The sequence below is a fragment of the Pseudomonas sp. F2 genome (genome assembly GCF_057174385.1).
The window spans coordinates 2,042,238-2,056,220 of sequence record NZ_CM169904.1 but is presented as its reverse complement, the minus strand read 5'-3'; the positions used below and the strand labels follow the sequence as shown (position 1 = coordinate 2,056,220).

General features: G+C 61.7%; 11 protein-coding genes. 5 read left to right on the top strand and 6 right to left on the bottom strand.

Annotated features, from left to right (window positions below):
- Nucleotides 1–50: 50 nt before the first annotated feature.
- Nucleotides 51–1,001 (bottom strand): polysaccharide deacetylase family protein, encoded by a 951-nt coding sequence (locus AC193Q_RS08880; RefSeq protein ID WP_121186005.1) that lies wholly within the window; start codon nt 999–1,001, stop codon nt 51–53.
- A gap of 248 nt (nt 1,002–1,249) precedes the next feature.
- Between AC193Q_RS08880 and AC193Q_RS08875 the strand changes: the two genes are divergently transcribed.
- Together AC193Q_RS08875 and AC193Q_RS08870 are read left to right on the top strand one after the other, a co-directional pair.
- On the top strand, nt 1,250–2,905 hold the full coding sequence (locus AC193Q_RS08875; RefSeq protein WP_047293613.1) for an MFS transporter: 1,656 nt from the start codon (nt 1,250–1,252) through the stop codon (nt 2,903–2,905).
- Entirely contained in the window at nt 2,902–4,044 is a 1,143-nt protein-coding gene (locus tag AC193Q_RS08870) for an HlyD family secretion protein (protein WP_121186003.1), read from the top strand. The genes AC193Q_RS08875 and AC193Q_RS08870 overlap by 4 nt, the downstream gene beginning before the upstream one ends.
- 86 nt (nt 4,045–4,130) lie before the next feature.
- Here AC193Q_RS08870 and copD read toward each other — a convergent pair whose 3' ends face one another.
- Nucleotides 4,131–4,988 (bottom strand): copper homeostasis membrane protein CopD, encoded by an 858-nt coding sequence (gene copD / locus AC193Q_RS08865; RefSeq protein ID WP_121186001.1) that lies wholly within the window; start codon nt 4,986–4,988, stop codon nt 4,131–4,133.
- Nucleotides 4,989–4,991: 3 nt separating this feature from the next.
- A complete protein-coding gene (gene copC, locus AC193Q_RS08860; protein ID WP_095668937.1) occupies nt 4,992–5,354 on the bottom strand; it encodes a copper homeostasis periplasmic binding protein CopC in 363 nt (120 codons plus the stop codon).
- A 138-nt stretch (nt 5,355–5,492) separates the two neighbouring features.
- Between copC and AC193Q_RS08855 the strand changes: the two genes are divergently transcribed.
- Complete coding sequence (locus AC193Q_RS08855; RefSeq protein WP_095668938.1) at nt 5,493–6,113, top strand: TetR/AcrR family transcriptional regulator; 621 nt, start codon at nt 5,493–5,495, stop codon at nt 6,111–6,113.
- An 82-nt stretch (nt 6,114–6,195) separates the two neighbouring features.
- Here the strand turns inward: AC193Q_RS08855 and preA are convergent, their stop codons facing one another.
- The 3 genes from preA to hydA all read right to left on the bottom strand — a co-directional run bounded on the left by preA (nt 6,196) and on the right by hydA (nt 10,436).
- Nucleotides 6,196–7,470, bottom strand: a complete 1,275-nt coding sequence (preA, locus tag AC193Q_RS08850; RefSeq protein WP_483879433.1) for an NAD-dependent dihydropyrimidine dehydrogenase subunit PreA — start codon at nt 7,468–7,470, stop codon at nt 6,196–6,198.
- On the bottom strand, nt 7,471–8,838 hold the full coding sequence (locus tag AC193Q_RS08845) for an NAD(P)-dependent oxidoreductase (RefSeq protein ID WP_121185999.1): 1,368 nt from the start codon (nt 8,836–8,838) through the stop codon (nt 7,471–7,473).
- A gap of 158 nt (nt 8,839–8,996) precedes the next feature.
- Nucleotides 8,997–10,436: a dihydropyrimidinase gene (hydA, locus tag AC193Q_RS08840; protein ID WP_121185997.1), complete on the bottom strand. Its 1,440-nt coding sequence runs from the start codon at nt 10,434–10,436 to the stop codon at nt 8,997–8,999.
- Nucleotides 10,437–11,060: 624 nt separating this feature from the next.
- On the opposite strand from hydA, the gene AC193Q_RS08835 reads away from it, so the two are divergent.
- Together AC193Q_RS08835 and AC193Q_RS08830 are read left to right on the top strand one after the other, a co-directional pair.
- Nucleotides 11,061–12,545 (top strand): NCS1 family nucleobase:cation symporter-1, encoded by a 1,485-nt coding sequence (locus AC193Q_RS08835; RefSeq protein ID WP_095668942.1) that lies wholly within the window; start codon nt 11,061–11,063, stop codon nt 12,543–12,545.
- A 154-nt stretch (nt 12,546–12,699) separates the two neighbouring features.
- Entirely contained in the window at nt 12,700–13,983 is a 1,284-nt protein-coding gene (locus tag AC193Q_RS08830; RefSeq protein WP_047293625.1) for a Zn-dependent hydrolase, read from the top strand.

The window sequence follows — 13,983 nt, the reverse complement described above, 5'->3', positions numbered from 1 at the left end:
CGCGAGTTGGCAGCCCTCCAGATGCTGCGAAGAGGGCTGTTTTCGGCGGCTTACCGGTTGTAGAGCGCCTCCGTGTTGTCGATCAGCGGGTTTTTCTCGGTCAGGACGACCCGGGCGATCTGATCCTTGCGCATGAAACTTACCTTCGGATGCGCTTGCGCATAACAAATGAACCGCTCCATCGCCTCGACCATCGCCGGTGTGCCGCCGATGCGGTCGTGCAGACTCACCGACATCATCCGTCGCTGGCTCGCGCCTTCGGCGTACAGGCGATCAAATTCCAGCACCAGTTGCTGATAGAACTGCTCGGCGGAGAAATGCCGGCCCTCGATCAGCACGATGTCGTTATTGCGCAGGGTGTACGGCACCACGGCAAATTTGCGTCCACGGACCATGGTCACGAACGGTTCGTCGCGGCTGACGTCATCGATGTGATAGGTGAAATTCAGGTCTTGCAGAACCTTCAGCGTATTGGGGCTGCGCCGCAGCCAGTTGGCGTTGTAGCCCACTGAGCGCTGGCCGGTAAGTTTTTCCACCGCGTTGACACCGTCGCCGATGAACTGTTTTTCCTGGTCGTAACTCATGTTGTACGAATCGGCCCAACGCATGCCATGGGCCGCCAGTTCATGGCCGCGCGCAGCAATCGCTTTCGCCAGTTCCGGGTGCTTGAGCGCCGCTTCGCCGACCACATGCGAGGTGACCTTGATGCCGGTGCGATCCCACAGGTCGAGCATCCGCCACAAGCCTTCCTTGTAGCCATAATCAAACCAGGTCTGCGCCGGCAGATCCGGATAACCCTTGGGCAGCGGCGTGCCGGAGAACGGACTTTCCGCGCCTTCGGGCTGACCGCCGGTTTCGAACTGCATCGACACCGAGATCACCAGTTGCGAACCGTCCGGCCACGGGCGTTCCTGAGCGAAGGCGAGGGCCGGCAGCAGCAGGGCGGTCGCCACAAGGTTTTTTAAAAGATGTAGGGAGCGTTGCCGGTGGGGCGTGGTCATAACGGGCACCTTGCAGGTTGAGAAGGGCTGCAAGGGTGGCAGTTGCCCGGTGCGGGAAAAATCCGTTGCGGGCGAGAAGACCTTTAAACAGAATTTACGAATCCGCCGCAAACCTGTGGGAGCGGGCTGCCGGTCACCCTGTTGCCGAGCCGAGTGTCGCCATCGCTGGCAAGCCAGCTCCCACAGGATTGTGGGTTTGCCGCAAGATGTGCGGCAAACTCCCGGCAACACAAGCACAAGGTCTTTCAATGGATCGATACGCCCCGCGCAACTGGCAGCCGCACGAGAAGCCCAGTCTGCCCGGTTCCCCCTCGACGCCGCTGCACTCCAACCCCAAGCGCCTGGCCTATGCGCTGGTCGGGCTGTTGGTGGCGGTGACCGGTGGTCTGGGCAACTCGCTGGTGGTCGCCAACCTGCCTTACCTGCAAGGCGCGTTGGGTGCGACCACGGCAGAGATGGCCTGGCTGCCGGCCGCGTACGTGATGACCAACGTGTCGATGAACCTGCTGCTGGTGAAGTTTCGTCAGCAGTTCGGCCTGCGTGCATTCACCGAGGTGTTTCTGGTGCTGTATGCGCTGGTGACCTTCGGCCACCTGTTCGTCAACGACTTGAACTCGGCCATCGCGGTGCGCGCGGCGCACGGCATGGTCGGTGCGGCGCTGAGTTCGCTGGGTCTGTATTACATGATCCAGGCATTTCCGGCCAAGTGGCGGCTGAAGGCGCTGGTGCTGGGCCTGGGGGCTTCACAACTGGCGCTGCCGCTGGCGCGCCTGTTTTCCGAAGACCTGTTGCAAATCGCCGAATGGCGTGGCTTGTACCTGTTCGAATTGGGCATGGCCTTGTTGTCGCTGGGCTGCGTGTTGCTGCTCAAGTTGCCGCCCGGTGACCGCTTCAAAACCTTTGAACCGCTGGACTTTCTGACCTTCGCCATCCTCGCCAGCGGCGTGGCCCTGCTCTGCGCGGTGTTGTCGCTGGGGCGGATCGACTGGTGGCTGGAGGCCGACTGGATCGGCTATGCGCTGGCGGCCTCGATTGCCCTGATCCTCGCGGGCCTGGCCATCGAGCACAACCGCAGCAACCCGATGCTGATGACCCGCTGGCTCGGCAGCGGCACGATGATCCGCCTGGCGCTGGCGGTGACCCTGATTCGCATGGTCACCTCGGAACAATCCACCGGCGCGGTCGGTTTCATGCAGAACCTCAACATGGGTTATGAGCAACTGCACAGCCTCTACGTGGTGATGCTGATCGGCAGCATCGCCGGGCTGGCGACCAGTGCGCTGACCATCGACCCCAGGCACCTGCTGATGCCGCTGATCATCTCGCTGGCGCTGATGGCCACCGGCTCGGTGATGGACAGTTTCTCCAACAACCTGACCCGTCCGCAAAACCTGTATTTCAGCCAGTTCCTGCTGGCCTTCGGCAGTACATTCTTTCTGGGGCCGACCATGGTGTTCGGCACCCGCAACGTGTTGACCAACCCGCGCAATCTGGTGAGTTTTTCGGTGTTGTTCGGGATCTGCAACAACCTCGGCGGCCTGCTCGGTGCGGCATTGTTGGGCACGTTCCAGATCGTGCGTGAGAAATTCCATTCCAGTCATCTGGTCGAGCACCTGACGCTGTCCGATCCGCTGGTGGCCGCCCGCGTACAGAGCGGCGGGTCGGCCTATGGCAGCTTGCTGGCCGACCCGAGTCTGCGCAACCTCGCCGGGATTCGCAGCCTGGCCAACGCAGCCACGCGCGAAGCCAACGTGCTGGCCTATAACGATGTGTTCATGCTGATCGCCGTGATTGCGGTGCTGACCATGATCTGGCTGTCCATTCGTGCGCTGTGGCTGATGAGCACCACCAAAGCCGTCGACCCAGCGCCTTCCGTACCTCCTGACGGTGCCTCCCATTCATGACCGAACCCACCACCACAACCACCAATGCCATCGCCGCCACCCCGGAAGGCGTGGCGCCGCCGTCCTCGCCGAACACCGAGCCGCGCTCGTTGCGGGTGCGGATCATCTCGTCACTGGGCTTTGCCGCGATTGCCATCGTCGGCGTGCTGATCGTGCTCTACGCCTGGCAACTGCCGCCGTTCAGCAGCGCCGTCGAAACCACGGAAAACGCCCTGGTGCGCGGGCAGGTGACGATCATCGGCCCGCAACTCAGTGGCTACGTGTTCGAGGTGCCGGTGCAGGATTTCCAGTACGTGAAGGCCGGTGATTTGCTGGTGCGCCTGGATGACCGGATTTATCAGCAACGCCTCGATCAGGCGCTGGCGCAACTGGCGGTGCAGAAAGCCGCGCTGGCCAATGTGGTGCAGCAACGCAACAGTGCCGAAGCGACGATCAAGTTGCGTCAGGCGGTGGTGGCCGACAGCGAGGCGCAGTTGCGTAAAAGCGAGGCGGATCTGCGCCGTAACAAGGAGCTGGTGAGTGACGGCTCGGTGTCGAAACGCGAAATGGACGTGGCGCTCGCGGCCAATGCACAAGGTATTGCGGCGGTGGCGCAGGCCAAGGCCAATCTGGAAATCGCCCGGCAGGATCTGCAGACGGTGATCGTCAATCGCGGTTCGCTGGAGGCGGCGGTGGCCAGCGCTGAAGCGGCGGTGCAACTGGCGCGAATCGACTTGTCGAATACGCGCATTGTCGCCCCGCGAGACGGCCAGCTCGGGCAGATCGGCGTGCGCCTGGGCGCCTACGTCAATTCCGGGGCGCAGCTGATGGCGTTGGTGCCAAACCAGAAATGGGTGATCGCCAACATGAAGGAAACCCAGATGGACAACGTGCGCGTCGGGCAGCCGGTGCGCTTCACCGTTGACGCGCTGAACCACCGTCAGTTCACCGGGCATGTGCAGCACATTTCGCCCGGCACCGGTTCGGAGTTCGCCCTGCTGCAGGCGGATAACGCCACCGGCAACTTCGTGAAAATCGCCCAGCGCGTGCCGGTGCGGATCACCATCGATCCGGATCAGCAGGAGGAGGAACGCTTGCGCCCGGGGATGTCGGTGGTGGTCAGCATCGACACCGCAGCGGGCGACACGCAACCGCATTGAGAGCAAAAAGATCGCAGCCTTCGGCAGCTCCTACATTGGAAGGCGATTCCCTGTAGGAGCTGCCGAAGGCTGCGATCTTTTGCTTTTCAGACTGCAATCATCGGCGGCAGGGTGCCGAGAAGGGAGACCGCAGCAACGGCACCCATCCCCAACAACCACTCCAGCAGCACACTGCGCTTGAGCGCGCCCATCCGCTGTTCACAATCCTCGATCCGCAAGCGGTTGAACAGCGCCAGTGCAAGCATGCCCAGCACCAGCAACGCCTTGATCAGCAGGATCAGGGCAAAGCCACTGAACAGCGGCGTCGGCCACCATTGCCCGGTCAGCACGCGCACGTTGATCAACCCGCTGATCAGCAACCCGCCCACAATGACGTAACCGACACCGCTGAAGCGTTGCAGGATCCGGCTCATCGTTTCGCCGGGTTGACGCAGGATCAATACCAGCAGCAACAGCCCGCCGAGCCATGCGGCGACGCAGGTCAGGTGAACGATCTGGTTGAGGATCAGCAGTTGTCCATTCAGACCGTCGAGCATCGCGCCGTGACCGACCGGCGCCAGGGTCGCCAGGAGCAGCGTGCTCAAGCCCAGGCGCAGCGGCAGGCTCGATCGCCAGGGCGTGAACAGCAACGCCAGCAACAGCGCGTTGATCAGCAGATGCCAACGCCAGACCTGACCGAAAAACGTAGTGCCCAGCACCGCGCCAATCGTGCCCGGGTCGAACGCGGCCGCCGCCGAACTGGCCATGCTCGCGGTGATCAGCAGCGCCCAGGTGACACCGCTGACCAGCGCAATTGCCGTCAGCCAGCGCGCCAGTCGCGCCAGATGCCGATCCAGTGTCGGCACCGGCGCCTTGAGCAGCAGTGGCTGAAACAGCCAGGTACCGAACAGCATCAACACCGCGCTGAAATGCACGAAGCGGCACAGCACCAGCGCTTCACTCATGAATTACTGGCCGACCTTGAACTGATAAGCGCCTTCGCTCTTGTGCGTGTCGACCGATACCGCGTGCCATTCGACTTTGTATTCACCGGCGCTGAGTGGTGCGGCGGGGGTGACGATCAGGGTTTTCTTGTCGCCTTCGGTGCTCAAAGGTTTGAGCTCGACAGGGGCGCCGTCGTGGGTCAGGCTGACTTTGGTGAAGCTGGCCTCGACGCCTTCGGAAAAGGTCAGGCGCAGATCGGCCGGAGCGGCGACGGTGCTGTCGGCAGCCGGGGTCTGGCTTTTCAAGTGGGCGTGGGCAAAAACCGAAGATGCGGCGAGCAGCGAAGCAAGCAGGGCAGTGGTGGTCAGGACCTTCTTGAACAGCATCGCGGGTACCTCTGAGGCAGGACAAAGAAACGCCAGTTTAGCCATGCGCCGACCGTCGTACGAAGTTTTGTTTGCAGCGGTCGCCCCGAGGCCAGAGCGGATGCTAGTCTTCAACAACGTCGTTGTCAGGGAGCCCTCATGGGCAATCACAAGATCGAGATTCGTCGCAGTAACGTCGAGAAAATCCTGCTGGCGGCGGAAAAGGTGTTCGCCGAAAAAGGCTTCGGCGGCACCGCCATGGCCGATATCGCCGCCGAAGTGCAACTGCCGCGCTCCAACCTGCATTACTACTTTTCCACCAAGAGCGAACTGTACAGCGCGGTGCTGTTCGACCTGCTGGAGGTGTGGAAACAGGACGCGCTGTGCTTCGAGATGTTCGACGATCCACGGGTGGTGCTCAGCAGCTACATCCGCGCCAAGATGAACCACTCGCGCAGTCGGCCTTATGGTTCGAAAGTCTGGGCCAACGAGATCATCCACGGTGCGCCGACCCTGGGTGAGGCGCTGGACGCCAGCCTGTACGACTGGGCAAAGATGAAGGAAGCGAAGATCCGCCAGTGGGTGGAGGACCAGCGGATTCTGCCGGTGGAGCCGTCGAGCCTGCTGTACATGATCTGGGCCTCGACCCAGCACTACGCCGACTTCGATCATCAGGTGAATATTCTGAACGAGCACCAGCCGCTGTCGGACATGCAGTTCGAGCGGGCGGTGCAGACGGTGACCAGTGTGATTTTGCGGGGGATCGGGTTGGAGCCATAAATCAAAAGATCGCAGCCTGCGGCAGCTCCTACAGAGATCGGTGTAGGAGCTGCCGCAGGCTGCGATCTTTTGATCTTAAGAATCAGACCGCGACATGATAGGGATTGCGCGGATCATGATTCCAGTCCAGAAACGGCTTGCCGGTCTCCATCGGCACCATCTCGATGCAGTCCGCCACCGGGCAGGTGATCTGGCACAGGTTGCAGCCGACACACTCCTCATCGATCACTTCATATTTATGCGTGCCGTCGGCCTGCTTCAGGCTGCTGATCGCCTGGTGTGACGTGTCCTCGCAAGCAATGTGGCAACGCCCGCAACCGATGCACGCGTCCTGGTCGATCTTCGCGATCACCTGATAGTTGATATCGAGGTACTTCCAGTCCGTGGTGTTGCCCACCGCACGCCCGGAAAACTCGGCGATGTTGGCGTAGCCTTGGCTGTCCATCCAGCGCGACAGCCCGTCCTTCATCTCCTCGACAATCCGGAAGCCATGCAGCATCGCCGCCGTGCACACCTGCACCGCGCCGCTGCCCAGCGCCATGAACTCCGCCGCGTCACGCCAGCTGCCGATGCCGCCAATGCCGCAGATCGGCAGGCCTTGGGTCTGCGGATCACGGGCGATATCGGCGACCATGTTCAGCGCAATCGGTTTGACCGCCGAGCCGCAATAACCGCCGTGGGTGCTTTTGCTGCCGACGGTGGGCAGGGCGACCATGTGTTCCAGGTCGACGCTGGTGATCGAGTTGATGGTGTTGATCAGCGACACCGCATCGGCGCCACCGCGATGGGCCGCGCGGGCGGCGACGCGGATGTCGGTGATGTTCGGCGTCAGCTTGACGATCACCGGCAACGAGCAATAGGTCTTGCACCAGCGAGTGACCTGCTCGACGTATTCCGGCACCTGACCCACCGCCGCGCCCATGCCGCGTTCGGGCATGCCGTGCGGGCAACCGAAATTCAGCTCGATGCCGTCAGCGCCGGTGGCCTCCACCAGTGGCAGGATGTGTTTCCACGACTCCTCCACGCACGGCACCATCAGCGAGACGATCAGCGCACGATCCGGCCAGTCCTTCTTCACCTGGGTGATTTCACGCAGGTTGATTTCCAGCGAGCGGTCGGTGATCAGTTCGATGTTGTTGATCCCCAGCACCTCGCGGTTGTTGCCGTAGTGCGCCGAGTAGCGCGACGAGACGTTGACCGCTGCCGGGTCCTCGCCGAGGGTTTTCCAGACCACACCGCCCCAGCCGGCCTCGAAGGCGCGGACCACGTTGTAGGCCTTGTCGGTCGGTGGCGCGGAGGCCAGCCAGAACGGATTGGGCGCTTTGATGCCGGCGAAGACTATCGAGAGATCGGCCATTTACGCAGCCTCCACGTTGAGCATCAGTTGTGCGTTGATCGCCTCGGCGGCGCGTTTGCCGTGCTGTACGGCTTGCACGGTGAGGTCTTGATCGAGACTGGTGCAGTCGCCGCCGGCATACACGCCGGGAATGCTGGTGCGCAGGTTGTCGTCGACCTGAATCCGTTCGCCCTGACGCTTGAGCTCACGGGCCAGCGGGTCGGTGAGGGCGCTGCTGTCGAAGGCCTGGCCGATGGCTTTGAAGATCGCGTCGGCGGCCAGTTCGAAAGTTTCGCCCGTGGTTTGCAGGCGACCGTCGACCAGATCGGTTCGGGCAAAACGCATGCCGCGCACCTTGCCTCGCGCATCGAGCAGCACTTCTTCCGGTTGCGCCCAGGTCAGCAGGCGTACCTGGTTGGCCTTGGCAATGTCCTGTTCATGACCGGTCGCGCCCATGTCCGCCGCACCCCGGCGATACACCAGATTCACGTCACGCGCTCCGAGGCGGGCCATTTGCACGGCCATGTCGATGGCGGTGTTGCCGGCGCCGAGGACGATGCAGCGTTCGGCCAGTGGCAGTTGCGTCAGGTCATCGGCCTGGCGCAGTTCGCGGATGTAGTCAGTGGCGGCGAGCAGGCCAGGGGCGTCTTCGTGGGCCAGGCCGAGCTGTTTGCTGGCATTCAGGCCGAGGCCGAGGAACACCGCGTCGAACTGCTGATGCAGCTCGCTGAGGGTCAGGTTCTCGCCGAGTTTCTGCCCGTGACGGATTTCGATACCGCCGATCTGCAGGAGGAAATCCAGCTCCTTCTGCGCGTAGTCGTCGACCAGTTTGTACTTGGCGATCCCGTATTCATTGAGGCCGCCTGCCTTTTCCCGTGCTTCGAAAATCACCACGTCGTGGCCGTGCATGGCACTGCGGTGGGCACAGGACAAACCCGCTGGCCCGGCGCCGACCACGGCGATGCGCTTGCCGGTGCTCGCCGCACGCTGGAACGGGTGCTCGGTGAAATTCGCGTTGTCCACGGCATAGCGCTGCAGCAGGCCGATCAGCACCGGCGCACATTCCTGAGCGTTGTTGCGCACGCAGGCTTGCTGACAGAGGATTTCCGTCGGGCAGACCCGGGCGCAACTGCCGCCGAGGATGTTCGCCGAAAGGATTTTCTGCGCCGCACCGGGCACGTTGTCCTGATGGATGTTGCGGATGAACGACGGAATATCGATCTCGCTCGGGCACGCATTGACGCAAGGCGCGTCATAGCAATACAGGCAGCGCGAGGCTTCAAGATGTGCCTGCCGGGCATTGAGCGGTGGTGCCAGATCAGTGAAATGGCCGGCGAGGGCGGCCGCACTTTCGTGCGGGTGCGGGAGGTGGTTCAGGGTCTCGATCACGGTTTTTTGCCTCACGGTTATTGAGGTTCTCTGCCTCTGTCGGGCAGTGGTTTTTGTGTTGTCTGGACGGGCCTCTTCGCGAGCAAGCTCGCTCCCACATTTGGAATGTGTACACCCTGTGGGAGCGAGCTTGCTCGCGAAGGCCGAAGGCCTGGATTTCAGCGTTTCACAGCCGTCGGCTTATGCATCTCAGCCCGCTTGCTCAGCAAATCAAACACCGCCGGATACGCCGGCCGTTCGATGTACCGCCCGGCGCCGCGCTCGGCGCGCAGGTCGCCGTCGGCCCAGACCACTTTGCCCTGGCTGACGGTATGGCTCGGCACGCCGCGCACGGTCTTGCCTTCGAAAATGTTGAAGTCCACCTGCTGATGGTGGGTCTTGGCGGAAATGGTGCGGGTGCCTTGCGGGTCCCACAGCACCAGGTCGGCGTCGGCGCCGACGCGAATCGAGCCTTTGCGCGGGTAGAGGTTGAAGATTTTTGCGGTATTGGTGGAGGTGAGGGCGACGAAATCCTGCATCGACAAACGGCCGCTGTTGACCCCTTCATCCCACAACACCGCCATGCGGTCTTCGATGCCGGCGGTGCCGTTGGGGATCTTGCTGAAGTCGTCGCGCCCGGCGGCTTTTTGCTCGGCGCAGAAGCAGCAGTGGTCGGTGGCGGTGGTGTGCAGATTACCGCTCTGCAGGCCATGCCAAAGAGCTTCCTGATGCCCGCGCGGGCGGAACGGCGGGCTCATCACATAACCGGCGGCGGTCTGCCAGTCCGGGTGCTGGTAGACGCTGTCGTCGAGCAGCAGATGCCCGGCCAGCACTTCGCCGTACACCGGTTGGCCCTTGCTGCGGGCGTAAGTGATTTCGTCCAGCGCTTCCTTGGTCGACACGTGCACCAGGTACAACGGCGTGCCGATGGTCTCGGCAATGCGAATCGCCCGGCTCGCCGCTTCGCCTTCCACCTGCGAGGGCCGCGACAGTGGATGCGCTTCCGGCCCGGTGATGCCCTGGGCCATCAACTTGCGTTGCAGGTGATAAACCAGTTCACCGTTTTCCGCATGCACGGTCGGCACGGCGCCGAGTTCCAGGCAGCGCTCGAAACTCGCCACCAGCGTGTCGTCGGCGGCCATGATCGCGTTCTTGTAGGCCATGAAATGCTTGAAGCTGTTGATCCCGTGGTGGCTGACCAGCTCGGCCATTTCCTCGCGCACCTGCTCGCTCCACCAAGTGATCGCGACGTGAAAGCCGTAGTCCGAGGCGGACTTTTCGGCCCAGCCACGCCACTGATGAAACGCTTCCATCAATGACTGCTGCGGATTGGGAATCACGAAGTCGATGATCGACGTGGTACCGCCAGCCAGACCTGCGGCAGTGCCGCTGTAAAAGTCTTCACTGGCCACGGTGCCCATGAAGGGCAATTGCATGTGGGTGTGTGGATCGATGCCGCCGGGCATCAGGTATTGGCCGCTGCCGTCGAGCACTTCGGCACCGGCGGGAATATCCAGGTTTTGACCAATGGCGTTGATCACGCCGTCGGCGCAATAGACGTCGGCGCGATAACTTTCATCATGGGTAACAACGGTGGCGCCACGGATCAACAGAGACATTCCGAGTTCCTCGCAGGCATGACCGACTTGTGCCGGTTCTCAATGTTTTATTGATGTACAGCGCTGATCGGCGTATTCCTGTCAGCGCTGTCAGGAATAGAAGCTAGCCGCAGTTCTGCAATTGATCAAGATTATTTTTTATAAGCTTATTGCTGTTTCAAATCATTGAAAAATAACGATAAAAAACATAAATCACCAAAATGGTGAGGCTGTTCACCATTTTGACGCACTTGACAGGATGGAAATATGAGCAAGATTTCCTATGTGAAATCAGCTGCTTGAAGTTGAGCTGCGGTTAATCGCCTGTAATGAAAAAAAGTGCAGTGCACCAGATTGAGTCCTGACAGTTCGGACAACTTGGCAAACGTTTAGCCTGAGCGTGCAGACAGGTTTTCGCGGACTCCTCCGGTGAATAATTAAAAGCGTGAATTATCAGAAAGTTGCAATGCGTTTGTAGTACCGCCTGAGCGTCGGACGGAGTACCCGGCACGTTTATTGATGCCGCCGCTGACACCATGGCCGGTGCAAGAAAGTTGTCAGTTCCTCCGGCCATCGTCCGGCTCGCACCCTGGTGTGCAGCCGCCTGATGAGCAAAAAAATAATCAGAAGAACAGTGGAGCGGCCATGCAACAGAACAGATCGCAAGTGACCGAGCGCGACGGCTTGTTCGAACTCGAAGCCGGCAGCGACGTCCTCGACAGTCCCCGTTACAACCACGATATGGCACCGACCAAGGTGCGCGAGCGGACCTGGAACAAATGGCACATCACCGCGCTGTGGGTCGGCATGTCGATCTGCGTGCCGACCTACACCCTCGGCGGGGTGCTCACCGCTTACTTTGGCCTGACCGTTGGTGAAGCGCTGCTGGCGATTCTGTTCGCCAACGTGATCGTCCTGATTCCACTCACGCTCAACGCCTTTCCCGGCACCAAATACGGCATTCCCTTTCCGGTGTTGCTGCGTTCGTCGTTCGGCATTCTCGGCTCCAACGTGCCGTGCCTGATTCGTGCGCTGGTGGCGTGCGGCTGGTTCGGGATCCAAACGATGTTTGGCGGGCTGGCGATTCACTTGTTTCTCGGCTCGGTATTCGAGGGCTGGAAATCCCTCGGCGGCACGGGGGAGGTGATCGGCTTCATGATTTTCTGGTCGCTGAACCTGTGGGTGGTGATCCGTGGCGCCGAGTCGATCAAGTGGCTGGAAACCCTGTCCGCGCCGTTGCTGGTGGCGGTTGGCATCGGCCTGCTGGTGTGGGCCATGCCCAATGTGTCGATGACCGAGCTGCTGGCGATTCCACCGAAACGCCCGGAAGGCGCGAGCGTGGTCAGTTACTTCGCCGCGGGGCTGACGGCGATGGTCGGCTTCTGGGCCACGTTGTCGCTGAACATTCCCGACTTCAGCCGTTACGCCAAAAGCCAGAAAGACCAGATCCTCGGGCAGATTTTCGGCCTGCCGCTGACCATGTTCCTGTTCGCTTCGCTGGGGGTGGTGATGACCGCCGCGTCGGTGAAGCTGGTCGGTGTCACGGTATCGGATCCGGTCAGCCTGATCGGCCATATCCAGAGCCCGCTGTGGGTGGCGGTGGCCATGGCGCTGATCATCATCGCCACGCTGTCGACCAATACGGCGGCGAACATTGTTTCGCCAACCAACGACTTCCAGAACATCGCGCCCAAGGTGATCAACCGTACCAAAGCGGTGTTGCTCACCGGCTTCGTCGGGCTGGCGTTGATGGCCCACGAGCTGCTGAAAAAGCTCGGTCTGATCGTTTCCGATGTCAGCCTGGAAACCGTGTATTCCAACTGGCTGCTCGGCTATTCGAGCCTGCTCGGACCAATCGCCGGGATCATGGTGGTGGACTATTTCCTGATCAAGAAGCAGCAACTGGACTTGGCCGGGCTATACCGCGACGACGTGTATCCGGCGTGGAACTGGGCCGGGTTTGCCGCGTTTGGCGTGCCGGTGGTGCTGACCCTGCTATCGCTGGGTAGCGATGCGTTCAGCTGGTTTTACAGTTACGGCTGGTTTACCGGTTCGGCGCTGGGCGGGGTGATTTATTACGGGTTGTGCGTGATGCGGGCGCAGCCTTCGGTCGTGAAATCACCGGTGTGAGGGAGGGCCTCATCGCTGGCAAGCCAGCTCCCACAAGGATCAAGTCGTACACAAACCATGAGTTCACTCAAAACCTGTGGGAGCTGGCCTGCCAGCGATGGCGGCCTGGAAAACACCAAAGAAATACCCTAAGAAACTGCCTGAGGAGATCAACATGAACGCAGCCGTAGACGTTCTGCAATCCACCCATCAGCACATCAACCGCGACCGCCTCTGGGCCTCGCTCATGGAACTGGCCAAGCTCGGCGCCACAGTCAAGGGCGGGGTCTGTCGCCTGGCCTTGACCGACCTCGATCGCCAGGCCCGTGACCTGTTCGTGCAGTGGTGCAAGGACGCCGGATGCAGCGTCACGGTGGATGAAGTCGGCAACATCTTCGCCCGTCGTCCGGGGCGTAACCCGAACCTGCCGCCGGTGATGACCGGCAGCCACATCGACACCCAGCCCACCGGCGGCAAGTTCGACGGCTGCTTCGGCGTGCTCGCCGGGGTCGAAGTGCTGCGCACCCTCAATGACCTCGGCGTGGAAACCGAAGCACCGCTGGAAGTGGTGGTCTGGACCAACGAAGAAGGCTCGCGCTTTGCTCCGTGCATGATGGGTTCCGGCGTGTTCGCCGAAAAATTCACCCTCGAAGAAACCCTGGCCAAGGTCGATGCCGACGGCGTCACGGTTGGCGAAGCGCTCAACGCCATTGGTTACGCGGGGTCACGCAAAGTCAGCGGGCACAAGGTTGGCGCCTATTTTGAAGCACACATCGAGCAAGGCCCGATCCTCGAAGATGAGCAGAAAACCATCGGCGTGGTGCTCGGCGCGCTCGGGCAGAAGTGGTTTGATCTGAAACTGCGCGGCGTCGAAGCGCACGCCGGGCCAACGCCGATGCACCTGCGCAAGGACGCCCTGGTCGGCGCCTCGGTGATTGTCGGTGCAGTCAACCGCGCCGCCCTCGGCCACCAACCCCACGCCTGCGGCACCGTCGGTTGCCTGCAAGCCTACCCCGGTTCGCGCAACGTCATCCCCGGCGAAGTGCGCATGACCCTCGACTTCCGCCATCTGCAGCCAGAGCGCCTCGATTCGATGATTGCCGAAGTGAAGCAGGTCATCGACGCGACCTGCGAAGAACACGGCCTGACCTATGAACTGACCCCGACCGCCGACTTCCCGCCACTGTACTTCGAAAAGGGCTGCGTCGAAGCCGTGCGCAGCGCGGCGAAAGGCCTGGGCTTGTCACACATGGACATCGTCAGCGGCGCCGGCCACGACGCGATTTTCCTCGCCGAACTCGGCCCGGCCGGGATGATCTTCGTGCCTTGCGAAGGCGGCATCAGCCACAACGAAATCGAGAATGCCGCGCCGGATGATCTGGCGGCCGGGTGCGCGGTGTTGTTGCGGGCGATGCTGGCGGCATCGGCGATGGTAGCGGCGGGGCAGCGCGCCGCCTGA

What these genes read in the sequence shown, in the direction of transcription:
- AC193Q_RS08880 (WP_121186005.1), bottom strand. Translation starts at nt 1,001, where the DNA reads ATGACCACGCCCCACCGGCAACGCTCCCTACATCTTTTAAAAAACCTT.
- AC193Q_RS08875 (WP_047293613.1), top strand. Translation starts at nt 1,250, where the DNA reads ATGGATCGATACGCCCCGCGCAACTGGCAGCCGCACGAGAAGCCCAGT.
- AC193Q_RS08870 (WP_121186003.1), top strand. Translation starts at nt 2,902, where the DNA reads ATGACCGAACCCACCACCACAACCACCAATGCCATCGCCGCCACCCCG.
- copD (WP_121186001.1), bottom strand. Translation starts at nt 4,988, where the DNA reads ATGAGTGAAGCGCTGGTGCTGTGCCGCTTCGTGCATTTCAGCGCGGTG.
- copC (WP_095668937.1), bottom strand. Translation starts at nt 5,354, where the DNA reads ATGCTGTTCAAGAAGGTCCTGACCACCACTGCCCTGCTTGCTTCGCTG.
- AC193Q_RS08855 (WP_095668938.1), top strand. Translation starts at nt 5,493, where the DNA reads ATGGGCAATCACAAGATCGAGATTCGTCGCAGTAACGTCGAGAAAATC.
- preA (WP_483879433.1), bottom strand. Translation starts at nt 7,470, where the DNA reads ATGGCCGATCTCTCGATAGTCTTCGCCGGCATCAAAGCGCCCAATCCG.
- hydA (WP_121185997.1), bottom strand. Translation starts at nt 10,436, where the DNA reads ATGTCTCTGTTGATCCGTGGCGCCACCGTTGTTACCCATGATGAAAGT.
- AC193Q_RS08835 (WP_095668942.1), top strand. Translation starts at nt 11,061, where the DNA reads ATGCAACAGAACAGATCGCAAGTGACCGAGCGCGACGGCTTGTTCGAA.
- AC193Q_RS08830 (WP_047293625.1), top strand. Translation starts at nt 12,700, where the DNA reads ATGAACGCAGCCGTAGACGTTCTGCAATCCACCCATCAGCACATCAAC.